This window comes from Bradyrhizobium sp. AUGA SZCCT0158, assembly GCF_018130065.1.
Classification (GTDB): domain Bacteria; phylum Pseudomonadota; class Alphaproteobacteria; order Rhizobiales; family Xanthobacteraceae; genus Bradyrhizobium.
Map to the genome: position 1 here is coordinate 147202 of NZ_JAFCME010000017.1, position 21839 is coordinate 169040.

A 21839-nucleotide genomic window follows, 5' to 3' on the forward strand; every position below is an offset into this window, starting at 1 on the left:
GGGTGCTTCACCCGGCCGTACGGCCCTTGTTGTGGCCCTGTACCGCCGTCGAAGGCGGCGTCAGGAACGCATCGAAGCGCTCCTTGACGATGGCGTAACATTCGCATGACGCCTTCTCCAGGCCCGCCCGGTCGAGTACCTGGATGGTGCCGCGGCGATAATGGATGAGACCGGCGGTCTGCATTGATTGTGCGGCAAGCGTTACGGATTTCCGGTTCGCGCCGAGCATATGCGAAAGAAACTCGTGGGTGTAAGGCAGCGCTTCCCCGCCGGCGCGGTCGTGCATCATCAACAACCACCTGCACATTCGCTCTTCCGTCGTGTGCATGGAATTGCAGGCAACCGTCTGCTGAACCTGGGAAAGCAGGGTCTCCGAGTAACTAACGAACAGGTCGCGCACGTGTTCGCTGTTTTTGAATTCGTGTTGCAATAGCTCGATCGGGCAGCGAACCGTATGACCCGGGAGTTGCACGAGACAGCGGTTGAACGAGACACGGCTATACATGGCTGCAAACAGGCCGAACGCGCCTTCGCGTCCGATGTTGGCCGTCTCGATGGCGGCGCCATTCTCCAGAACGGTCAATAGCGACAGAACCGAGCCTTGCGGAAAATAGGCGTGTTTGAGCAGACCGCCGGCATCGCAGACCATCTCTTCGAGTTCGAAATCGATCGGCTCGAGGTGGGAATCTATTCGCCTGCGGCTGCCTGGCTCCAGGGCGCCGAGCAGTTGATTGCTTCGCGGGTCATAATCCATTTGCGCCTGGGGCATCGCTTACGGCCGTGATGATCCGAGTGCTTCGGACCGATTTTAGGCACGGCGATTGGCGGATCAGATTTGCACTAATAAGCGGCTCAAGTCTGAGCAAAACAGCTCAGTGGACATTGCTGGGTTCCCGATAGGGATGGCCCAAGGGAGGCGCCAGCGTACACAGCGCCTCGACCAGCGCCGCAATCTGGTAAGGCTTTGCGAGAAAGCAGCTGTCCTGCGGAAGTTCGAAGGGCTGTAGCCGAACTTGTCCCGATACGACGAGAATTTTGATTGGCGGCCAGCGGTTGCGCACCGCGTGGGCCAATTGTAATCCGTTCATGCTGCCGGGCATGTCGATATCTGTGAGCAGCAACGCAATGTCCAAGCGGGATTCCAGCAGCGCCATCGCCGCGTCTGCATCAGCAGCTTCTATGACTGCAAAGCCTGCTTCCTCAACAATCTCTGCGACGCACATCCGCAGCAGTGTGTCGTCCTCTACGATCAGAACGATGGTCGGTGATTTGCTGGGCAATTCTGCAGCCATATTGACGGGAACTTTCCAAAACGGGCTACTGGCTGCCGTGTCCCTGATTGGCCTGCTCGGTCAAATCGGCTGCCATCCGTAGACACTGCGCCTTCAATTCCGGGGCGAGCGACATGGATGCGAGTTCAATGAGGTCCGATGCCAGGCGCAGGCACTCGAGGTCGCGCTTTCGGTTGCTTTCGGAATCGGGCATGCGCACCTCCTGGAAGGTGTGAGTGATCGCACACCGCCTTTCGTGCTGTCGGTGGTCCACACCACAGACCATGACCCACGTATTCGTGATGCTGCAGGAGCGGGCGCTCACGCACCGGGGCGCTGAAGTGAGCTGTTTTGCTCAGACTGACCAACGCCGGGCTGCCATAATGCTCTGAAAGCACTGGCTGAAATCTGAACTGATCCCTGGCGAAGGCCGTGCTCGGGAGGTCCGCGATTGCATTTGCCGTCTGACGCAGTTCAGGAACTATTTAAGTTTCCTGCAGAATCGCCTGATCGGGACGAGCTTCCATACCGACTTCGGCAGCAATCCCTGCTCGGCGAGTTCGGCCGAATCGCCATGCAAACCCGCGACTACCGACAAATCCTGCAGCGGGCCACGGAGTTTTGCGCCGACGGGCTTCAGACGCGATTCGCCAAAGTCTTGGAATATGTGCCGGAAGAAGACCACCTGAGGGTGCGCGCCGGCGTCGGCTGGGACCTCGACACCATTGATAACGTGTCGCTCACCGCCGATCTCGGATCGCCGGCCGGATACGCCTACCAAACCGGGGCCACGGTTATCTCAAATCACCTGGATGTGGAGACCCGTTTCCGGACACCCCAGCTCCTGAAGGATCACGGCGTCAGGCGCGCGATCAACGTGCTGATCGAAAAGGGCGGGGAGGGCAAAACGTTCTTCGGCGTATTGGAGGTCGATAGCGCCGATCCCGGCCAGTTTGACGAGGCGGATGCCGACTTTCTGGCCGGCTTTGCTGGCCTGCTCGGCGTCGCCATCGAACGTCAGCAGGCGGACGCCAAACTGCAGGAGGCACTTGAGCACCAGGCGCTGCTGACGCGGGAGATGAGCCACCGCGTCAAGAACAGTCTAACTTCCGTGGTCGGATTGCTGCGCGTCCAGGCCCGTTCGGCTCTATCCCCGGATGTCAGAAATGCGCTTGAGGATGCAAGCCTGCGCGTCGACACCATCGCCCAGGTACATGATCATCTATGGCGTAGTTCGCACGTCGGTTTTGTCGAACTCGTAGACTTCATGAACGAGCTTTGCAAAAAGCTGAAAGGTACGACGGATGGCCATACGCTGCACTGCCATGCCGACCCAATGCTGCTTTCGGCTGACCATGCCATTCCATTGGGACTCCTGATCAACGAACTCGTTACAAACGCGGTGAAATACGCCTACCCCGAAGGCGGTGGCGTCATCGAGGTCAGTGCGCGGGAAATCGATGAACATCTTCATGTCGAGGTTTCCGACCATGGCGTCGGCCTTCCGCACGGCTTCGACATTGATCAGCCGCAAACCAGTCTGGGGTTCAAGGTGATCGTCGGCATGGTGCGGCAGCTTCAAGGCCACCTGACGCTCACCTCCGGAAATCCCAAAGGGGCACATTTCCTGCTCGACCTGCCTATCCTTCCCCAAGTCAAAGAATAGATTGCGTCGCCTCTCGCGCTGTTCGATCCAGGCAGAACACGTGAAGATGTCGCAGGAACCAATGGGCCAGCGGCCTATTGGTCTCCTGACACATCAACCCCCGGAGAAATTATGAAAACGCTCACCCTCGCGCTGGCAGCCGGCGCTGCGGCGTTGTTTACCACTGCTGCCTCGGCGGCTCCGCTTTCCATTGGCCCGGTCGCATCGGACAGCCATATTCAGAACGTACGCATGGTTTGCGACGAAGACGGCCGTTGCTGGCGTGAGCGCGGGGAGCGCCGCGTCATCCTTCGCGAGTCTCGCGACTCGTATGGCTATGCGCCGCGCGAGCGCTATATCGAGCGCCGCGGCTATGAAGAGCGCGGACCCGGTATTGGAATTCATGCGCCCGGCGTGAGCATTGGTGTCGGCGGCGGTCGCTACTGAGCCACGCGCTGCGAATGACCAAAGATCTGCCCGGCCGACTTTGTTCGGTCGGGCATGATCAATCTTATACAGGCAGATGCGGACCAGCCTGCAATGCTGGCGCTGCGGCCAACCGCTGAGGTGACGATATGCATATGTCGGGCGAGAGTTTGCTGGTCATCTTGTTTGTCGGTCTCGTGGCCGGCTGGCTCGCGGGCCAAATCGTGCAGGGGACTGGTTTTGGGATCGTCGGCGATCTCCTTATCGGGATTGTGGGCGCCTTTATCGGAAGTTGGCTGTTGCCGCAGCTCGGCATTCATCTCGGAACCGGAATCATCAGCGCAATCATCAATGCGACCATCGGCGCGATATTGCTACTCGTCGTCGTGCGGCTGGTTCGTGGTGGCGGTCGATGGCGAAGGAGCTGGTGGCGCCCGTGATGACAATTGCGCCGTCCCTGGATTGTGTCGTCAGCGCCGCAGCGCCGGCACCACCAGGAACGGGATCAATCCCAGCACCACGTTGACCAGCGCGAACACGAACAGCGCGTTATAGTTGTGGGTCCAGTCATGGATCAGGCCGCCGGCCCATGAGCCCAGTCCCGAGCCGAGGCCGCTGCCGATCGAAATGGTGCCGAAGATGGTGCCGACCCGTTTGCCGCGGAAAATGTTCAGTGCCGTCGCGGTGATCAGCGGCCCGCGCGAGCCGATCATGCTGCCGAAAGAGATGATGAAGCCGGTCAGCAGCCAGTAGTTCGGATAATATTGCAGCAGCCAGAGCAGGATGATGCCGACGATCGAAACGCCGTAGCTGAACAGCACTGACGGCCTGCGGCCGATGATGCCGTCCAGCGTCGAGATCCCGAGCATGCCGAACAGCAGCACCACGCCGGAAAAACCCCAGGCCGTGGCGGCCTCGAGGGGCGGGAAGCCGGCGTCGATCAGATACGCCACGATCTGCGCTGTGATGGCGTACATCGCCACCGCGGTGAAAAAGAAGGTCGAGAACAGCGCCCAGAAGACGTGGTTGAGCATCGCGCTCTTCAGTGTCCAGCCATCATCGACCAGGCCGTCGTCGGTCTTCTTGACGACATGCGGCGAGCCGGTCGCGAACAGCCGCCACGGCATCAGCAGCAGCGGCAGCAACAGACACAGCGCGGCGATGCCGAACCATTGATAGGCATCGCGCCAGCCGATGCGGTCGATCAAGAGCTGCGAGGCCGGCAACAGCACCAGGATGCCCGCACCGGTCGCCGAATAGAGGATCGCCATCGCGGTTGGCAATCGCGGCCCGAACCAGCGGCCGAGCAGGATCGAATTCGGCACCACGCCGATCAGCGCGATGCCGATGCCGACGCACAATCCGGTGGAGAGTTGGAACTGCCACAGCGCCTGTGCGCGGGAGGCGACCAGGAACGAGCCGCCGAGCAGCAGCAATCCAAGCGAATAGACGAGGCGGGGTCCTGAGCGGTCGAACAGCCGGCCGACGAACGGCGCCATCAGCCCGCCCGCGAGCCAGGTCAGCGAATAGACCGAGACCACTTCGGCGCGGTCCCAGGCGAAACTCTCCGCGATCGGTTTCAGGAAAACCGTAAAACTCTCGCCAAGGCCGCGGCCGACCACCGACAACGCAAAGCACAGCGCCAGCACGTTGAGGGCCGTGCGCGCCGGCTTGAGCGGCGGAGTCAACGAGTCTCCCCTTGGCGTCTTTTGATCCATGGAAGGCAGGGAGCGCGTTTCTGCGCCGCCGAGCAAGCGCGTAAAGCGAATGCGCCTATGCAGGCTTGAGCAGGACGTGCTTCTTCTTGCCCATCGACAGCTTGATGACGCCTTCCTGCGTGAGATTATCCGCGTTCAGGACCATCTTCTCGTCGGTCACGGCAGCATCATTGACGCGCAGCCCGCCGCCTTTGATCTGGCGGCGCGCCTCGCCGTTCGATGCGACGAGGCCGGCCTTGACGAATGCTGCGAGGACGCCGATGCCGGCATCAAGTTCGCCGCGCGGAATTTCTACCGTCGGCAGGCTTTCCGAGACCGCGCCTTCCTCAAACGTCTGCCGCGCGGTTTCGGAAGCGGTGTCGGCGGCATCGCGGCCGTGCAGCAGCGCGGTTGCTTCCGTTGCCAGCACCTTCTTGGCTTCGTTGATCTCGCCGCCCTGCAGCACCGCAAGCTTGTTGATTTCGCTCATCGGCAGGATCGTGAACAGCTTCAGGAATTTCACGACGTCGGCGTCCTCGACGTTGCGCCAGTATTGCCAGAAATCGTATGGCGAGAACGCGTCGGCGTTGAGCCACACCGCTCCTTGCGCGGTCTTGCCCATCTTGGCGCCCGAGGCTGTGGTGAGCAGCGGCGTGGTCAGTGCGAACAACTGTTCCGTGCCCATGCGGCGGCCGAGATCGACGCCGTTGACGATGTTGCCCCATTGGTCGGAGCCGCCCATCTGCAAGCGGCAGCCGGTGCGCCGGGCCAGCTCGACGAAGTCATAGGCCTGGCAGACCATGTAGTTGAACTCGATGAAGCTCATCTCCTGCTCGCGTTCGAGCCGCAGGCGCACCGAGTCCATCGTCAACATGCGGTTGACCGAGAAATGCCGGCCGATGTCGCGCAGCATTTCGATCCAGTTCAGCTTGGTCAGCCATTCGGCGTTGTCGAGCATGATGGCGTCGCTGGCGCCGTTGCCGTAGCGCAGCACCTTTGAGAACACACCGCGGATCGAAGCCTTGTTGGCCTCGATTTCCGCGATCGAGCGGATCGCCCGCGACTCGTCCTTGCCGGAGGGATCGCCCACCATGGTGGTGCCGCCGCCCATCAGGGTGATCGGCTTGTTGCCGCTTTGCTGCAGCCAGTGCAGCATCATCATGGTCAGGTAATTGCCGATATGCAGCGACGGCGCGGTACAATCGTAGCCGACATAGGCGGTCGCCTGGCCTTTCGCGGCGAGCGCGTCGAGGCCGTCGAAATCGGAACATTGGTGGATGAAGCCGCGTTCCTGTAAAATGTTCAGGAAATCTGATTTAAATGCGGTCATTGGTCTGCGACTCTGATCATTCTATTTTCACGGTAATTGTAACGAGTTGCGGAACCATAGCGGAATGGGCTGCCGCAAGCGCTTGCGGTGTGGCATTATAAGATGTCCGTGTTTGGCACAAGCTGGTCGTCGTCGGCGGGACGATTCGAGCAGGGCGTGGCGAAGGCACGATTACGATGATGTTGACGGCCATAGGTTTGATGAGCGGTACCTCGCTCGACGGGGTCGATGTCGCCATGATCGAAACCGATGGCCGGAAAGTCCGGGCTTTTGGGCCATCCGGATATCGACCCTACAGCGAAATGGAGCGCCGCCTGCTGCGCCAGGCGCTGTACGAGGCCGTCAACCTGCCGCAGCGCGATGCGCGGCCTGGCGTCCTGCGGGACGCCGAACAGGCCGTCACTTTGGCCCATGCCGAGGCGGTGGCGGCCTTTACCGCGCAACACCGCATTTCCGCCCAGGACATCGACATCGTCGGCTTTCACGGCCAGACCGTGCTGCACCGGCCCGAGCGCCGATTGACGGTACAGATCGGCGATGCCGCAGCCTTGGCAAAGGCGATCCACATCCCCGTCATGCATGATTTCCGCGCCGCCGACGTCGCTGCCGGCGGGCAGGGCGCGCCGTTCGTGCCGGTCTATCACCGCGCGCTGGCCCAGTCGCTCGAGCGCGAGGGTCCGATCGTCGTGGTTAACATCGGCGGGGTCTCCAACATCACCTATATCGACGGGACCGACACGCTGATCGCCTGCGACACCGGGCCCGGCAACGCGCTGCTCGACGACCACATGTACCGTGTCCTGAACCAGCGCTTCGACACCGCCGGCCAGACCGCCGCGCAAGGCAAGGTCAATGACGCCTGGATTGCCCGCGCGCTGGCGCTGCCGTTCTTCACAAGACCGCCGCCCAAATCGCTCGACCGCAATGATTTTGCCGCGCTCAAGGTCGACGGGATGTCGCCCGCGGACGGCGCCGCGACCCTGACCGCGTTCACGGCCGCATCGATCGCCCGGATCGTGCCGCTGCTGCCGAAGGTGCCGAAGAGCTGGATCGTGGCCGGCGGCGGCGCCCGCAACCTGACCATGCTGCGGATGCTGCGCGATCGGCTTCAGCCTGCGGCCGTCGAGGCTGCGGATGGGCTCGGCTGGGCCTCGGATGCGATCGAGGCGCAGGCCTTCGGCTTCCTCGCGGCGCGAGGGCTCAAAGGCCTGCCGCTGAGCTATCCGGCCACCACGGGGGTGCCGATCCCGATGACCGGGGGGCTGATGGCCCGGCCGTAGCGGCCGGGATCAAGATCTGTTGTGCAACTGCATTGATCTTGACGACTACATGCACGTGCATCTAATTTGATGCAAATGCATGAAGCGAGCCGTTTGGCCTCGCCCTTGGAGGTCGTCATGACGGCAAAACTCACTTTGATCAGCCACAAGCTTTGTCCCTACGTTCAGCGCGCCGTTATCGCGCTGAACGAGAAGGGTGTGCCGTTCGAGCGCGTCGATATCGACCTCGCCAACAAGCCGGACTGGTTCCTGAAGTTGTCGCCGCTCGGCAAGGTGCCGGTGCTGATCGTGCGCAGCGAGGACGGCGAGGTCGCGCTGTTCGAGAGCAACGTGATCTGCGAGTACATCGAGGAAACCCAAACGGGTGCAAAACTGCATCCGCAGGACGCGTTGCAGCGGGCGCAGCACCGCGCATGGATGGAATTCGGCTCGACGATCCTGAGCGAGCTGTGGGGCCTCGAGACGACAGGCGATGCCGCGGTGTTTGAAGCCAAACGCGTCGCGGTGGCCGCGAAGTTCGCACGCGTCGAGGAGGCGCTGGGTTCGGGTCCATTCTTTGCCGGCGAGAAATTTAGTCTCGTGGACGCCGTGTTCGCGCCAATCTTCCGCTACTTCGATGTGTTCGACGAACTGATCGACCTCTCGATCTTCGCAGAGACGCCGAAGGTGCGCGCATGGCGGACGGAACTGGCAAAACGGGACAGTGTCCGCAACGCCGTCGGCACCGACTATCCACAATTGCTGCACGCGTTCCTGGTTCGCCATAACGCGCACATGCTGAAATTGGCAGCGTGAACGCGTAGGATGGGTTGAGCTCTTCGCGAAACCCATCACTCATTCTCGGGCAGCAATAGATGGGTTTCGCGAAGGAGCTCAACCCATCCTACAATTCTACAATTCCGTGGCCATTTTCGCGAGCGTCGCGATCGTGTTCATGTTGCGCGCGGTGCCTGCTTTCGCGGCAGGGATCACCAGTTTCGATCGCCCGATGCCGTCGCCGTAGTGGACGAAGATCTCGCGCGAGCCCAATCCGATTTCTTCGTCCTTGCGGCCTTTGACGGCGGCCAGCGTATCGGCCGGTGGCTTGGCATCGAGGAATATCGCTACCGTCCGGTTGCCCGGCGCCTTTGGAAACGGATTGTTGTTCAGAACGGCCTGCATCTCGGCCGCGGTGCGCACCATGACGCCGACGGCTTTGCCGGCATAGGCTTCAAGCCGCGCTTCGAGCGCCTTCTTGACCGCAGATTCGGATTTGCGGCTCGTGAACACCACATTGCCGCTGGCGATGTAGGTGCGGACGCTATCGAACCCGAGCGCCTCGCACATCGTCTTGAGCCCGCTCATCGGCAGCTTGCCGGTGCCGCCGACATTGACGGCACGCAGCAAAGCGACGAAGGCGGTCATCGCAAACGGCTTGATTTAGCGGACGTTGGCGAGCCGCATGTCGAGATAGCCGGTCACCGTTTCCATCAGCGGCTGCAATTTGCCGTCGAAGAAATGGTTGGCGCCGGGGATGACCTGCTGGTCGATCACGATGCCCTTTTGCGTCTTGAGCTTCTCGACCAGCGTGTTGACGTCCTTCGGCGGCACCACCGCATCCTTTTCGCCATGCACGATCAGGCCCGACGACGGGCAGGGCGCGAGGAACGAGAAGTCGTAGAGATTGGCCGGCGGCGCGATCGAAATAAAACCTTCGACCTCGGGCCGGCGCATCAACAGCTGCATGCCGATCCAGGCGCCGAACGAAAAGCCCGCGACCCAGCAGGCGCGCGCTTCGGGATTGATGGTCTGCGCCCAGTCGAGCGCGGACGCCGCGTCCGACAATTCGCCGGTGCCGTGGTCGAACGATCCCTGGCTGCGGCCGACGCCGCGGAAATTGAAGCGCAGCACCGAAAAGCCGCGATGCGCGAAGGCGTAGTAGCACTGGTAGACGATCTGGTGATTCATCGTGCCGTGAAACTGCGGATGCGGATGCAGGATCATCGCGATCGGCGCGTTCTTCTGCTTCGCCGGATGATAGCGGCCTTCGAGACGGCCTGCGGGACCGGTGAAAATAACTTCGGGCATGGATGATCCTTGGAAGTGCTTCTTGGCGACGGAATTGATCCGCGGAGAAACGGCAATCAGGCGTCGTTTGGGAGATGCGCGCGCGGCGCCCCGTGAACTGTCGGCCGCGTTCTAACATGAGGCGAGGGGCAAAAAGCAAGGTTTTTATGCGCCCGCAGCCGGGCAAGGGTGAATCCGGCGCCGGGGATAAGTATTTGATGGATTTTAGAGATTTCTTTTCGCCGAGAGCCGCCTCGGTGCCGCCATGGCAAGTCGGCCGCTCAACTTGAAGCGGTAATGCGTTCAAGCGAGGCGATGGCGTTGCGGTAGCGCCGGCTGCCCACAGCGGTCTGTCCGGTGTCGAAGGTAAGCTCGAAATCTCCCGATGGCTTCAACGCCACGGCGGTCACCCGGTCGAGATTGGCCAGCCGTGTGCGGTGGACGCGTGCCAGTTTGAAGCGCGCAAGCTGAGCCTCGGCCGCTGCCAGCGTTCCGCGGACCAAATGGCCTCGACCATCGGCGAGGCTATATTCGACATAGTTCCCGGCCGAACTGATCCAGATAATCTCTTTGGGTTCGATGCGGATGCGGGTGGTGCCGTCGCGAAGCCAGACCATATGCGGCAGCTCTTCGGCTGCCGTGGCGGGGGCGGCCGCCGCAACCGCCCCGATCTCCCGTCGGCTGTCGATCAGCCACATGCCGCCACCGATCAACAGGCAGGTGACCGCGTCCTTGCGAGCCTCATAGAGCACGGTCGCGAGCGAGAGGTGGAAATCATAGCTGCCGCCGAGCATCCACAGCACGAGTTTACGCAACGCCACCATCCCGGTGATGTGCACGGCGGAGAAGACGATGATCGCCGCGATCACCAGCGCGATACGGACCAGCCCGCGCGGTTCCCGGCGGATTCGCCTGACGGCGGCGAACAGGGCCGGCGCCAGCAGGATGATGACGGCAATGCTGGTCATCTCCCAGAGCAGCGGCGTCTTGAGGTTATACGGGCCGCCGCGCCGGGCGATGTCGTCCGCGATCGACAGCGCATTGACGCTGCCGATCGCAAGCGCGACCGCCCCGACCCCGGCATAGACCAGCCAGTCGGCGCCGGTTATCCCGCGAAGCAATCCGCTGGTCCCACGCGAGGTCGTCTCGTCCCAAGCAGGCTGGTTTTGATCCCAAACCGGCTCGACGCCACGGCCATCAGGCGCATTTTTGACGTCGGTCATCCAACTTCGTCGCACATTGAGGGATCAAGCCATGTGGCAGCAAACCATATCACAATCACCGGACAGCGCTCCCGGCTCCGATCGGCGCATCGATCTCGACTGGGTGCGGATCGCAGCCTTCGGCCTCCTGATCTTCTACCATGTCGGCATGCTCTACGTTTCCTGGGGCTTCCACATCAAGAGCGCGCATCGGATCGTTGCGCTGGAACCGGTGATGCTGGTGCTCAATCCGTGGCGGCTGGCGCTGTTGTTCCTGGTTTCGGGCGTGGCGACCCGCTTCATGCTGGGCAAATACAAACTGGGGCCGCTGCTGCGGTCGCGGTCGGCGCGGCTATTGATACCCCTGGTGTTCGGCATGCTGGTGATCGTGCCGTCGCAGGCCTATGACCAGATCGTCGAGGCGCTTGGCTATCCGGCCGGCTTCGTCGATTTCTACCAGCGGCATTATTTCGCTTTCGGGCCGCAATTCTGCCCAACCCCCTGCATCCTGCTGCCGACCTGGAACCATCTCTGGTTCGTAGCCTATCTGTGGGTCTACACGGTGGCGCTGGGCGGCGTGCTGTGGCTGGCTCCGGGGCTTCTCGGCTGGATCGAGCGGCGGCTGGCATCCGCGCTGTCGGGCGTGCTGCTGCTGGTCGTGCCGCCGCTGCTGCTTGCGGCCTATCGCCTGGTCCTGCTGCCGCACTTTCCATCGACGCACGCGCTGTTCGGCGACTGGTACAATCACGCGCTGTTCGCGACCGTCTTCCTGTTCGGCTTCGTGCTGGTCCGCGCTACGGCCGTCTGGGAGGCGATGGAGCGTCTGCGCTGGCTGGCGCTGTCGCTGGCGGCCGGATTCTTTTTGTCCTTTCTCGCCGTGCGGGCGAACAGGTACGGCGGCGTGCCGCTGAAAATGTATGCCGGCGTTGCCTACGCTTCTTATCAATGGCTTTGCATGGTCGCGCTGCTCGGCTTCGCGCGGCGATGGCTGACCGCGGATTCGCCGGCGCGGCGCTATCTCACCGATGCGATCTTCCCGTATTACATCGTGCACCAGACCGCGATCATCATGATTGCGCATGCTTTGCACGGACAGGGTCTGCCAGCCTGGCTTGAGGCGGGGATCGTCATTTTTGGAACGATCGCGGCCTGTGTGGCGACCTATGAGATCGTTCGGCGCGTCACTATCTTGAGGCCCTTGTTCGGATTGCGGATGGCATCCGAACCGGCCATGCCGGTGCGGGCGAGGAGCCAGCCCGCGCAATGATTGGCCGCCTGGAAGCGTTTTCGAGCGAAGTGGATGCCGGTTCGCACAGCAATCAAGTTTACGCAGATTGCGTAGACTTATCTGCGGTAGAAAACGCGTCAAAACAAGAGACTAGAGCTTCGGTTCTGATTCAATCAGAACCGATAATGCTCTAGGGAAACGTGCTAAGACGGCGCATGCCCGACCGGATCTATCTCGACTGGAACGCGACCACGCCGCTTCGCCCGGAAGCCAAGGCGGCGATGGCGGCGGCCTGGGAGTTCGCCGGCAACCCGTCCTCGGTCCACGCCGAGGGCCGCCAGGCGCGCCGGCTGGTCGAGGACGCCCGCGCCGCGGTCGCCGCGGCGGTCGGCGCCCGGCCGCAGGACGTGGTCTTTTTGTCAGGTGGAACCGAGGCCAACGTGCTGGCGCTGACGCCGGGCTTGCGGCGGGGCGCGGGGCAGCCGGTTCAACGGCTGCTGGTGTCGGCCATCGAACACGCCTCTGTGCTGTCGGGCGGACGCTTTCCACCCGACACGATCAAGACCATCAAGGTCACGGCCTCAGGCCTTGTTGACCTCGACCATCTGCGCGAGCTGTTGGACGGCCCTCCCGCGCTGGTATCGGTGATGCTGGCCAATAATGAGACCGGTGCCATTCAGCCGGTGGCGGAGGTGGCCCGGATCGTCCATCAGGCCGGCGGGCTGCTGCATGTCGATGCGATCCAGGCATTCGGGAAAATAACCTTTGATATCAACTCGATCGAAGCCGATCTGATCACGCTTTCTGCGCACAAGATCGGCGGCCCCAAGGGTGTCGGTGCTGTGGTGTTGGCCGGGGACGTGCAGGGGCTGGAGCCGCTGCTGCGCGGCGGCGGACAGGAACTGGGCCGCCGGGCGGGCACCGAGAATGTGGCCGGGATTTCGGCGTTCGGGGCCGCTGCCAGAGCGGCGATGGCAGCGCTGGGCACGGATGCGGGACGGCTGCAGGGGCTGAAGGATCGCCTCGAGGACGGTCTGAAGCAGACGCCGGGGATGATCGTGTTCGCTGAACCTGCTCCGCGGTTGCCCAATACCACACTGTTCACCGTTCCCGGCCTAAAGGCCGAAACGGCCGTAATTGGCTTCGATCTCGCCGGTATTGCGGTATCGTCTGGCTCGGCCTGCTCGTCGGGCAAGGTCCAGCCGTCGCATGTCCTGGACGCGATGGGCCAGGGCCGGGAACTGGCTCAGGGAGCTGTGCGGCTCAGTCTGGGGTGGTCTACATCACAGACAGAGATTGAATTGGCCCTCAAGGCTTGGCGAACGCTCGCCAATACCTTACTTAAGAGCGACGAAACACAGGTTGAACGGTTCTAAGCAATCGGTTCTGAACCAATCAGGATCGATCAGGCCGGAACCGCCGGATTGATCCACCGCGGTCCTTGAAACCGCGAGCGGAGGATGAAATGGCTGCCGTACAGGAGACGGTCGATCGCGTCAGGCAGATCGACGTCGACCAATATCGATATGGATTTGAGACGCTGATCGAGTCCGACAAGGCTCCAAAAGGGCTGTCGGAAGACACCGTCCGCTTCATCTCCGCAAAAAAGAACGAGCCGGCCTGGATGCTGGAATGGCGTCTGGAGGCCTATCGCCGCTGGCTGACCATGACCGAGCCGCAATGGGCCCGCGTCAACTATCCCAAGATCGATTACCAGGATCTCTATTACTATTCGGCGCCGAAGCCGAAGAAGACGATCGGTTCGCTCGACGAGATCGATCCCGACATCCTGAAGACCTACGAGAAGCTCGGCATTCCCTTGCGCGAAGTCGAGGTGCTGGAAGGCGTCGTACGCCCCGAGGGCCAGCGCAAGATCGCGGTCGACGCTGTCTTCGATTCGGTATCGGTCGCAACCACGTTCCAGAAGGAGCTGAAGCAGGCCGGCGTGATCTTCATGCCGATCTCGGAAGCGATCCGCGAACACCCTGAACTCGTGAAGAAGTATCTCGGCACGGTCGTGCCGACCTCGGACAATTATTTCGCGACGCTGAACTCGGCTGTCTTCTCCGACGGGTCGTTCGTCTACGTGCCGCCGGGCGTGCGCTGCCCGATGGAGTTGTCGACTTACTTCCGCATCAACGAGCGCAACACCGGCCAGTTCGAGCGCACGCTCATCATCGCCGACAAGGGCTCTTACGTCAGCTACCTCGAAGGCTGTACTGCGCCGCAGCGCGACGAGAACCAGCTGCACGCTGCCGTCGTCGAACTCGTCACGCTCGACGATGCCGAGATCAAATATTCGACCGTGCAGAACTGGTACCCCGGCAACTCCGAAGGCAAGGGCGGCATCTACAATTTCGTCACCAAGCGTGGCGACTGCCGCGGCAACAATTCCAAGATATCCTGGACCCAGGTCGAGACCGGATCGGCGATCACCTGGAAATACCCGAGCTGCATCTTGCGCGGCGACAACTCGCGCGGCGAGTTCTATTCGATCGCGATTTCGAACGGTCACCAGCAGGTCGACTCCGGCACCAAGATGATCCATCTCGGCAAGAACACGACGAGCCGGATCATCTCCAAGGGTATCGCCGCCGGCGTCTCGCAAAACACCTATCGCGGCCTCGTCACCGCCCACCGGAAAGCAACGGGCGCGCGCAACTTCACCGCCTGCGATTCGCTCCTGATCGGCGATAAATGCGGCGCGCACACCGTGCCGTATGTGGAAGCCAAGAACTCCTCGGCGCTGTTCGAGCACGAAGCCACCACGTCGAAGATTTCGGAAGACGTGCTGTTCTACTGCGTGCAGCGCGGGCTCAGCCAGGAAGAAGCCGTCGGCCTCGTGGTCAACGGTTTTGTGAAGGACGTGCTGCAGCAACTGCCGATGGAGTTCGCGGTGGAAGCGCAGAAGCTGATCTCGATCTCGCTGGAGGGGAGTGTTGGCTGATGGTTGAGCCGGACAATCTCGTGTTGGAACAGCTGCCGGTGATCCGTGGTGATCTCGGCAAGCTGTTCAACGAGATGCAGACCATGCGGGTGGAATTGACGGCAATGCGCCAGCACATGGCGGGAATGCTGACCATACAGGAACATGATCACGTTGATATCGCTGACATCAAGAGCCGCCTCGATCGCATCGAGAAGCGCCTTGAACTGGCGGAATAACTTTAGGACCGAACACAATGTCACTGCTTGAAGTCAAAGATCTGAAAGTCCGTGTCGAGGAGCGTGAGATTCTCCATGGGCTGTCGCTCACGGTAAACCCGGGCGAGGTGCACGCGATCATGGGGCCGAACGGCTCCGGCAAATCGACGCTGTCGCACGTCATCGCCGGCAAGCCCGGCTACGAAGTCACCGGCGGCGAAATCCTGTTCAGGGGCGAGGACCTCCTGGAGATGTCCCCGGACGAGCGCGCCGCCAAGGGCGTGTTCCTGGCGTTTCAGTATCCGGTCGAGATTCCCGGCGTCGCCACCATGAACTTCCTGCACGTGGCGCTGAATGCGCAGCGCAAGGCGCGCGGCGAGAGCCAGCTGACGACGCCGGAATTCCTGAAGAAGGCCTATGCCGCGGCGGCCAGCCTGAACATTCCGCGCGACATGCTCAAGCGCGGCGTCAATGTCGGGTTTTCCGGCGGCGAGAAGAAGCGCAACGAGATTCTGCAGATGGCGCTGTTCGAGCCGGCCGTCTGCATCCTCGACGAAATGGATTCCGGCCTCGACATCGACGCGCTGCGCGTCGCGGCCGACGGCGTCAACGCGCTGCGTTCGCAGGGCAGGGCCATGGTCGTCATCACCCACTACCAGCGGCTGCTCAACTACATCGTGCCGGATTTCGTGCACGTGATGTCCAAGGGCCGCGTCGTCAAAAGCGGCGGCAAGGAACTGGCGCTGGAGCTCGAGGCTTCCGGCTACGCCCAGTTCGAAGACGCAGCCTGAGGCGGGATACGGATTTTGTGATGAATGTGGCTTTGGTAAAAAACGAGACCGGGAGCGCGCTGAGCGACAGCTTTGCGATCGCGCGCGACCGGCTTCCCGGCACCGGCAAGGTCGCTGCGGCGCGCGAGGCGGCTTTCGCAGCCTATGCGCAAGCGGGCTTGCCGCATCGCCGGATCGAGGACTGGAAATACACGGATTTGCGCGCGCTGATGCGCGAGGTGCTGCCGCTGGCGCCCGCGCCGGATACCGCGGAGTTTTCGCGCGCGGCTAGCGCCGCCAAGCTGCACGCCATCGACGGCGTCCGCCGGCTGGTGTTGGTCGACGGCGTCTTTGCGCCAAAGCTTTCCGAACTCGGCGGTCTCGAGAAGGGCCTTGTCATCCGCACCCTGCGCGAGGCGCTGGAAACCGGCGACGCCGCGCTTCAGGCGCTGCTGTTCACGCCTGACAATGCCAATCCCATGGTGGCGCTGAATAGCGCGATGATGACCGACGGCGTGGTGATCGATGTCGCGGACGGCGTCGTGCTGACGCAGCCGCTGCAGATCGTCCATATCGCCAGCGGTACGGTGCCGGCGGCGATGTTCACGCGCTCGCTGCTGCGCCTCGGCAAGGATGCCGGTGCGACCCTGGTTGAAAGCTATATCGCGGCCGAAGGCGCCAAGGCCTATCAGGTTCACGATTCCCTGATCATCTCGATCGGCAACAATTCACGCCTCGATCATGTCCGTCTCAACGAAGATGGCCGCGACGCGTCAAATATTTCCTCTGGTGTGGTGAGCCTCGGCGCACACGCGCACTTCAACACCTTTGGCATGATGTCGGGGGCCGGCGTCAGCCGCTACCAGGCGACCATCGCGTTTGCCGGCGAGGGCTCCAGGGTCGAGACCAACGGCGTCAATCTGCTCAACGGCAAGCAGCACGCCGACACCACGCTGTTCATGGACCACGCGGTGCCGCATTGCGACAGCCGCGAAATCTTCCGCGCCGTCGTCGACGACCGCGCCCATTCGGTGTTCCAGGGCCGCATCATCGTGCGTCCGCATGCGCAGAAGACCGACGCCAAGATGATGACGCGGGCGCTGCTGCTGTCGGACGACGCCGAGGCGGACAACAAGCCGGAATTGGAAATCTTTGCTGACGACGTCACCTGCGGCCATGGCGCGACCACCGGCGCGCTTGACGAGAGCCTGCTGTTTTACCTGCGCGCGCGCGGCCTGTCCGAGAAGGAAGCCCAGGCGCTGCTGATCCAGGCCTTCGTCGGCGAGGCGATTGAATCGATTGTGAATGACGGCCTGCGCGAGCTTGCGATTGCAGCGGCGCAGCGTTGGCTGGAGGCGAGGGGTTGACCATGCATCCGGCGGTAAAGAATGGCGCCTATGACGTCGCGCGGGTGCGGGAGGATTTTCCGGCGCTGGCGATGAAGGTTTATGGCAAGCCGCTGGTCTATCTCGACAACGCCGCCTCCGCCCAGAAGCCCACCGCCGTGCTCGACCGCATGACGGAAGCCTACAAGAGCGAATACGCCAACGTGCATCGCGGGCTGCATTACCTCGCCAACGCCGCCACCGAAGCCTATGAAGGCGGCCGCGCCAAGGTGGCAAAATTCCTCAACGCCGCGCGTACCGAAGAGATCATCTTCACCCGCAACGCCACCGAGGCGATCAACCTCGTGGCGTCGTCCTGGGGTGAGCCCAACATCAAGCCCGGCGACGAGATCATCATCTCGATCATGGAGCACCATTCCAACATCGTGCCCTGGCATTTCCTGCGGGAGCGCCACGGCGCGGTCATCAAATGGGCGCCGGTCGACGACGAAGGCAATTTCCTGATCGAGGAATTCGAGAAGCTCTTGACCGACCGCACCAGGCTGGTCGCGGTCACCCAGATGTCGAACGCGCTCGGCACCATCGTGCCGGTCAAGGACGTGGTGAAGCTGGCGCATGCCCGCGGCATTCCGGTGCTGATCGACGGCAGCCAGGCCGCCGTGCATCTGGCGATCGACGTCCAGGACATCGACGCCGACTTCTACGTCTTCACCGGTCACAAGCTGTACGGTCCGACCGGCATCGGCGTACTCTACGCCAAGCATGAGCACCTGGTCGCGATGCGCCCGTTCAACGGCGGCGGCGAGATGATCCGCGAAGTCGCGAGAGACTGGATCACCTATGGCGATCCGCCGCATAAATTCGAGGCCGGCACGCCCGCGATCGTGGAATCGATCGGGCTGGGGGCCGCGATCGACTACGTCAATTCGATCGGCAAGGAGCGCATCGCCGCCCACGAGCACGACCTCGTGACCTACGCCCAGGATCGCCTGCGAGAAATCAATTCGCTGCGGCTGATCGGCACCGCGCGCGGCAAGGGACCGGTGATCTCGTTCGAGATGAAGGGCGCGCACGCCCACGATATCGCCACCGTGATCGACCGCCAGGGCATCGCGGTCCGCGCCGGCACCCATTGCGTGATGCCGCTTTTAGAGCGGTTCAATGTCACAGCCACCTGCCGGGCGTCCTTTGGGATGTATAATACCCGTGAAGAAGTCGACCATTTGGTGCAGGCGCTGATCAAGGCGCAGGAATTGTTTTCATGACCGACACAGCCGAAGTCAAAACCGCCAACATGGAAACCCAATCGGCGCTGCCGCCGGAGGAGACCGAGCGTCTCGGCGGCGAGATCGTGGCTGCGCTGAAAACGGTGTTTGACCCGGAAATTCCGGCCGACATCTACGAACTCGGGCTGATTTACAAGGTCGATTTCAAGGACGATCGCAGCGTCGACGTGATGATGACGCTGACCACGCCGAACTGCCCGGCGGCGGGCGAACTGCCGACCATGGTGGAGAACGCGGTTGCCAGCGTTCCCGGCGTCGGCGTCGTCAACGTCAATCTGGTGTGGGAGCCGGCCTGGACGCCGGACCGAATGTCCGACGAGGCCCGCCTCGTCCTCAATATGTGGTGAAGGGTCCTGGTGCCGAAACTATCCGGTGTTCTCGAGACCGCACTCTACGTCGATGACCTCGACCGCGCCCGTGCATTCTACGAAGACGTGCTTGGGCTGGTCGCGCTGACGCGTGATTCGCGATTTTTTGCTTTCGATGTCGGCGGCAGCAATGTGCTTCTGCTGTTTCGTCGCGGCGCGACGCTCGACACGCTCCATTTGCCCGGCGGGACTATTCCGCCGCATGACGGCAACGGCCCGATCCATGTGGCCTTTGCCATCACGGCGGACGAACTGGCGGCCTGGGAAACGCGGCTTGGCGAGCACAGTGTCGCTATCGAAGGCAGGACCGACTGGCCGCGCGGCGGAAAGAGCATCTACTTTCGCGACCCGGACCGGCATCTGCTGGAACTGGTGACGCCGGGAGTTTGGGCGATTTATTAGGGGCGATCTGCGAGTAGGAATACGGTTTCGTTCGGACGGGTTCTAACCAAATTCGGGATATCAGACCTTCACAGCAGGAATTTCGTTGTTATTTTAACGGTATAGGATTTCGTCGCCACCGCGCGGCGTAAGGAGATCCACTGCAATGGACACCACCGCACCCGTCTCCAAGCCGAAGCCCCGGCCGCGCCCGCAGGTCATGAAACTGACCGAAGCGGCGGCGCAGCGCATTACGGAGCTGACCAAGCGCGCCGATTCCGAAATCGTCGGCCTGCGCGTCGGCATCAAGAACGGCGGCTGCGCCGGGCAATCCTACACCGTCGAATACGCCCACGAGGTCCGTCCCACCGACGAGGTGGTCGAGGACCGCGGCGTCAAGATCCTGGTCGATCCCAAGGCCGTGCTGTTCCTGCTCGGCACCGAGATGGACTACAAGGCCGACAAGATGCAGGCCCAGTTCATCTTCAACAACCCCAACCAGGTCTCCGCCTGCGGTTGCGGCGAGTCGGTGCAGCTGACGCCTGCGAAGGTCTGACAGTCGTCCCGGCCTTGAGCCGGGACCCATAGCCACCGGCCGCAGTTGGTTTGCACGCTAGTCGTTATCTTCCTTTTCCAACAACGCGGGCCGCGGCGTATGGGTCCCGGCTCGAGGCCGGGACGACAGCGAGGGTGTGAGCCACACGCATGGATCGCGATTTCCTGATCGACCTGTTTGCCGATTTCGGACCGGTGACGATCCGCCGGATGTTTTCCGGCTTCGGCATTTCCGCTGACGGAACCAACTTCGCCCTCGCGCTGCGCGCCGGGCTGTATTTCAGGGCCGATGAAACCACGATCCCGCAGTTCGCGGCGGAGGGCTCGCAGCCGTTTTCGTATCAGACGCGTACGAAAACCGTGACCGTGAATTCGTATTGGCAATTGCCGGCGCGGCTGTTCGACGACTCCGAAGAGCTGAGCGATTGGGCGAGGGCGGCGCTGGCCGCCGCGCAGCGCGCCGCGTTGCGCAAGCGTCCGAAGGCGCGCAAGGCGGCGAAGAAAACCGTTGCCAAAGCCGCGAAGAAGGTTGCCGCGAAAAAGCCGGCGGTCAAGAAGAAGTCAGTTCGTAGGGTGGGCAAAGCGAAGCGTGCCCACCATTCAAGATAACGAACCGGAGGTTGGTGGGCACGGCGCAAGCGCGCCTTTGCCCACCCTACGGACCGAGCGGACCTACGCTACCTGGCTGCGCTGGTCGGCGGCGTATTCGGGGTCGACTTCGCAGATCACGCGGTTGCGGCCGTTGCGCTTGGCGGCGTAGAGGCAGGCATCGGCGCGTTCGATCAGCGAATCCGTGTCGTCGTCCGGCTTCAGCATCGACACGCCGACCGAGATGGTGACGCGGCCGAGGATTTCGCCGGTGGATTTCTTCTTCAATTCCTTCGCCATCACGGCGCGGCGGATGTGATCGGCAACCGTCAGCGCCTGGCGCAGTGCGGTGTTGGGCAAGACGACCGCGAATTCCTCGCCGCCATAGCGCGCGGTGATGTCCTGTCCCTTGATGGTCTGCTTCAAGGACATGCCGACCAGACGCAGCACCTGATCGCCGGTAAGGTGGCCGTAGGAATCGTTGAACGATTTGAAATGATCGATGTCGAACATCAATAGCGACAGCGGCTCGCCGTTGGCCAGTGCCGCCTGTACCGCCATCTCGATCGAGCGGTCGAAATATTTGCGATTGCCAAGGCCAGTGAGCGGATCGGTCAGGCTCTCGGCGCGGATGGCTTCCAGGCTGTGCTGGAGATTGCTGATCTCGCTCTTCGACAGCGACAGCCGGTTCTCCAGCGCCTTGTTGGTGTCGCGCATCTCGCGGGTGGATTTCACCAGCTGTTCGACCACTGCCTTGATCTGGTCGCGGTTCTGCGCGGTCGACAGTTTCTGGCTGGCGCCGCTCAGGCTGGCGTCGTAGCTCGCCGACATGCCCAGCGCCTCGGTGATCAGCGTCATCACGTCGTCGATCTCGCCGATCACGCGCGCGCCGACCTTGTCGATGCGGTCAGAGGTCTTGATGTGGGAGAGGTAGGTTTCGTAGATCTGTTCGAGGTCGGCTTCGCTGAGCCTGCCGTTGCGCGCCAGCGTCTCGTTGATGATCTTGTTGAGGGGGGCGTTGTAACCGGTGGCGTAGACGTACCAGATTTCATAATTGCGTGGCACGGCGGTCTGCCGAAGCGACTTGATCTGGCCCATCGCGACTTCGGCGAAGGCCAACGTGCGTTCGTGTTCGTCCAGCAGTTTCACCACTGATCCGTCCCTAATGGCGAGCAACGCTTCGCGCCGCCCAGCAGGCAATGACTAAAATTATCGCTGCGAAGTTAAGGGAGGAGAATGAACGCCCGGTAAACAGGGCTGTACCCTGTTCACCGCG

General features: G+C 62.2%; 25 protein-coding genes. 16 read left to right on the forward strand and 9 right to left on the reverse strand.

Annotation, left to right across the window (positions count from 1 at the left end; genetic code table 11):
* Nucleotides 1-7: 7 nt before the first annotated feature.
* The 3 genes from JQ574_RS23855 to JQ574_RS23865 all read right to left on the reverse strand — a co-directional run bounded on the left by JQ574_RS23855 (nucleotide 8) and on the right by JQ574_RS23865 (nucleotide 1485).
* Entirely contained in the window at nucleotides 8-769 is a 762-nt protein-coding gene (locus JQ574_RS23855) for a Crp/Fnr family transcriptional regulator (RefSeq protein ID WP_212206766.1), read from the reverse strand.
* A gap of 103 nt (nucleotides 770-872) precedes the next feature.
* Nucleotides 873-1292 (reverse strand): response regulator, encoded by a 420-nt coding sequence (locus JQ574_RS23860; RefSeq protein ID WP_212206768.1) that lies wholly within the window; start codon nucleotides 1290-1292, stop codon nucleotides 873-875.
* A 25-nt stretch (nucleotides 1293-1317) separates the two neighbouring features.
* Nucleotides 1318-1485 carry a hypothetical protein gene (locus tag JQ574_RS23865; protein WP_212206770.1) on the reverse strand — a complete coding sequence of 56 codons (168 nt, stop codon included), beginning with the start codon at nucleotides 1483-1485 and terminating at the stop codon, nucleotides 1318-1320.
* Between the two features lie 360 nt (nucleotides 1486-1845).
* Between JQ574_RS23865 and JQ574_RS23870 the strand changes: the two genes are divergently transcribed.
* The 3 genes from JQ574_RS23870 to JQ574_RS23880 all read left to right on the forward strand — a co-directional run bounded on the left by JQ574_RS23870 (nucleotide 1846) and on the right by JQ574_RS23880 (nucleotide 3782).
* A complete protein-coding gene (locus tag JQ574_RS23870) occupies nucleotides 1846-2937 on the forward strand; it encodes a histidine kinase dimerization/phosphoacceptor domain -containing protein (protein WP_312014734.1) in 1092 nt (363 codons plus the stop codon).
* Between the two features lie 111 nt (nucleotides 2938-3048).
* Entirely contained in the window at nucleotides 3049-3363 is a 315-nt protein-coding gene (locus tag JQ574_RS23875; protein ID WP_212206779.1) for a hypothetical protein, read from the forward strand.
* A gap of 128 nt (nucleotides 3364-3491) precedes the next feature.
* Nucleotides 3492-3782, forward strand: coding sequence for a GlsB/YeaQ/YmgE family stress response membrane protein (locus JQ574_RS23880; protein ID WP_211994952.1), 291 nt, complete (start codon nucleotides 3492-3494; stop codon nucleotides 3780-3782).
* 30 nt (nucleotides 3783-3812) lie between these two features.
* Here the strand turns inward: JQ574_RS23880 and JQ574_RS23885 are convergent, their stop codons facing one another.
* Both JQ574_RS23885 and tyrS read right to left on the reverse strand, forming a co-directional pair.
* The gene (locus JQ574_RS23885; protein ID WP_212206787.1) at nucleotides 3813-5060 is read right to left on the reverse strand and encodes an MFS transporter; all 1248 of its coding nucleotides are present in this window, start codon (nucleotides 5058-5060) and stop codon (nucleotides 3813-3815) included.
* A 55-nt stretch (nucleotides 5061-5115) separates the two neighbouring features.
* A complete protein-coding gene (tyrS, locus tag JQ574_RS23890; protein WP_212206789.1) occupies nucleotides 5116-6369 on the reverse strand; it encodes a tyrosine--tRNA ligase in 1254 nt (417 codons plus the stop codon).
* Between the two features lie 176 nt (nucleotides 6370-6545).
* Here tyrS and JQ574_RS23895 point away from each other — a divergent pair, with 176 nt between their 5' ends.
* Together JQ574_RS23895 and JQ574_RS23900 are read left to right on the forward strand one after the other, a co-directional pair.
* On the forward strand, nucleotides 6546-7649 hold the full coding sequence (locus JQ574_RS23895) for an anhydro-N-acetylmuramic acid kinase (RefSeq protein ID WP_212206790.1): 1104 nt from the start codon (nucleotides 6546-6548) through the stop codon (nucleotides 7647-7649).
* A 117-nt stretch (nucleotides 7650-7766) separates the two neighbouring features.
* Nucleotides 7767-8444 carry a glutathione S-transferase family protein gene (locus JQ574_RS23900; RefSeq protein ID WP_212206792.1) on the forward strand — a complete coding sequence of 226 codons (678 nt, stop codon included), beginning with the start codon at nucleotides 7767-7769 and terminating at the stop codon, nucleotides 8442-8444.
* Between the two features lie 96 nt (nucleotides 8445-8540).
* Here JQ574_RS23900 and JQ574_RS23905 read toward each other — a convergent pair whose 3' ends face one another.
* The 3 genes from JQ574_RS23905 to JQ574_RS23915 all read right to left on the reverse strand — a co-directional run bounded on the left by JQ574_RS23905 (nucleotide 8541) and on the right by JQ574_RS23915 (nucleotide 10918).
* Nucleotides 8541-9053, reverse strand: coding sequence for a DUF1697 domain-containing protein (locus JQ574_RS23905; RefSeq protein ID WP_212206794.1), 513 nt, complete (start codon nucleotides 9051-9053; stop codon nucleotides 8541-8543).
* A gap of 15 nt (nucleotides 9054-9068) precedes the next feature.
* Complete coding sequence (locus JQ574_RS23910) at nucleotides 9069-9716, reverse strand: alpha/beta hydrolase (protein ID WP_027536583.1); 648 nt, start codon at nucleotides 9714-9716, stop codon at nucleotides 9069-9071.
* A 260-nt stretch (nucleotides 9717-9976) separates the two neighbouring features.
* Entirely contained in the window at nucleotides 9977-10918 is a 942-nt protein-coding gene (locus tag JQ574_RS23915; RefSeq protein ID WP_212383955.1) for a LytTR family DNA-binding domain-containing protein, read from the reverse strand.
* Between the two features lie 31 nt (nucleotides 10919-10949).
* Here JQ574_RS23915 and JQ574_RS23920 point away from each other — a divergent pair, with 31 nt between their 5' ends.
* The 11 genes from JQ574_RS23920 (at nucleotide 10950) to JQ574_RS23970 (ending at nucleotide 20584) form a co-directional block, all read left to right on the forward strand.
* Nucleotides 10950-12164: an acyltransferase family protein gene (locus JQ574_RS23920; RefSeq protein ID WP_212206805.1), complete on the forward strand. Its 1215-nt coding sequence runs from the start codon at nucleotides 10950-10952 to the stop codon at nucleotides 12162-12164.
* Between the two features lie 176 nt (nucleotides 12165-12340).
* Entirely contained in the window at nucleotides 12341-13501 is a 1161-nt protein-coding gene (locus JQ574_RS23925) for a cysteine desulfurase family protein (protein ID WP_212206808.1), read from the forward strand.
* An 89-nt stretch (nucleotides 13502-13590) separates the two neighbouring features.
* Entirely contained in the window at nucleotides 13591-15072 is a 1482-nt protein-coding gene (sufB, locus tag JQ574_RS23930; RefSeq protein ID WP_212206809.1) for a Fe-S cluster assembly protein SufB, read from the forward strand.
* Nucleotides 15072-15290 (forward strand): hypothetical protein, encoded by a 219-nt coding sequence (locus tag JQ574_RS23935; RefSeq protein WP_212206811.1) that lies wholly within the window; start codon nucleotides 15072-15074, stop codon nucleotides 15288-15290. Before sufB ends, JQ574_RS23935 begins: the two co-directional genes overlap by 1 nt.
* 17 nt (nucleotides 15291-15307) lie before the next feature.
* The gene (sufC, locus tag JQ574_RS23940; protein ID WP_212031332.1) at nucleotides 15308-16060 is read left to right on the forward strand and encodes a Fe-S cluster assembly ATPase SufC; all 753 of its coding nucleotides are present in this window, start codon (nucleotides 15308-15310) and stop codon (nucleotides 16058-16060) included.
* 20 nt (nucleotides 16061-16080) lie between these two features.
* On the forward strand, nucleotides 16081-17406 hold the full coding sequence (sufD, locus tag JQ574_RS23945) for a Fe-S cluster assembly protein SufD (protein ID WP_212206813.1): 1326 nt from the start codon (nucleotides 16081-16083) through the stop codon (nucleotides 17404-17406).
* On the forward strand, nucleotides 17403-18650 hold the full coding sequence (locus JQ574_RS23950; RefSeq protein WP_212206815.1) for a cysteine desulfurase: 1248 nt from the start codon (nucleotides 17403-17405) through the stop codon (nucleotides 18648-18650). The genes sufD and JQ574_RS23950 overlap by 4 nt, the downstream gene beginning before the upstream one ends.
* Nucleotides 18647-19018, forward strand: coding sequence for an SUF system Fe-S cluster assembly protein (locus tag JQ574_RS23955; protein WP_212206817.1), 372 nt, complete (start codon nucleotides 18647-18649; stop codon nucleotides 19016-19018). Before JQ574_RS23950 ends, JQ574_RS23955 begins: the two co-directional genes overlap by 4 nt.
* A 9-nt stretch (nucleotides 19019-19027) precedes the next feature.
* Nucleotides 19028-19441 (forward strand): VOC family protein, encoded by a 414-nt coding sequence (locus tag JQ574_RS23960; protein ID WP_212206819.1) that lies wholly within the window; start codon nucleotides 19028-19030, stop codon nucleotides 19439-19441.
* Between the two features lie 145 nt (nucleotides 19442-19586).
* Nucleotides 19587-19976: an iron-sulfur cluster assembly accessory protein gene (locus tag JQ574_RS23965; protein WP_212206826.1), complete on the forward strand. Its 390-nt coding sequence runs from the start codon at nucleotides 19587-19589 to the stop codon at nucleotides 19974-19976.
* Nucleotides 19977-20125: 149 nt separating this feature from the next.
* Nucleotides 20126-20584, forward strand: coding sequence for a TfoX/Sxy family protein (locus tag JQ574_RS23970; protein ID WP_212206834.1), 459 nt, complete (start codon nucleotides 20126-20128; stop codon nucleotides 20582-20584).
* 63 nt (nucleotides 20585-20647) lie between these two features.
* On the opposite strand, the gene JQ574_RS23975 is transcribed toward JQ574_RS23970, so the two are convergent.
* Nucleotides 20648-21715, reverse strand: a complete 1068-nt coding sequence (locus JQ574_RS23975; protein ID WP_212206836.1) for a GGDEF domain-containing protein — start codon at nucleotides 21713-21715, stop codon at nucleotides 20648-20650.
* Nucleotides 21716-21839: the final 124 nt, after the last annotated feature.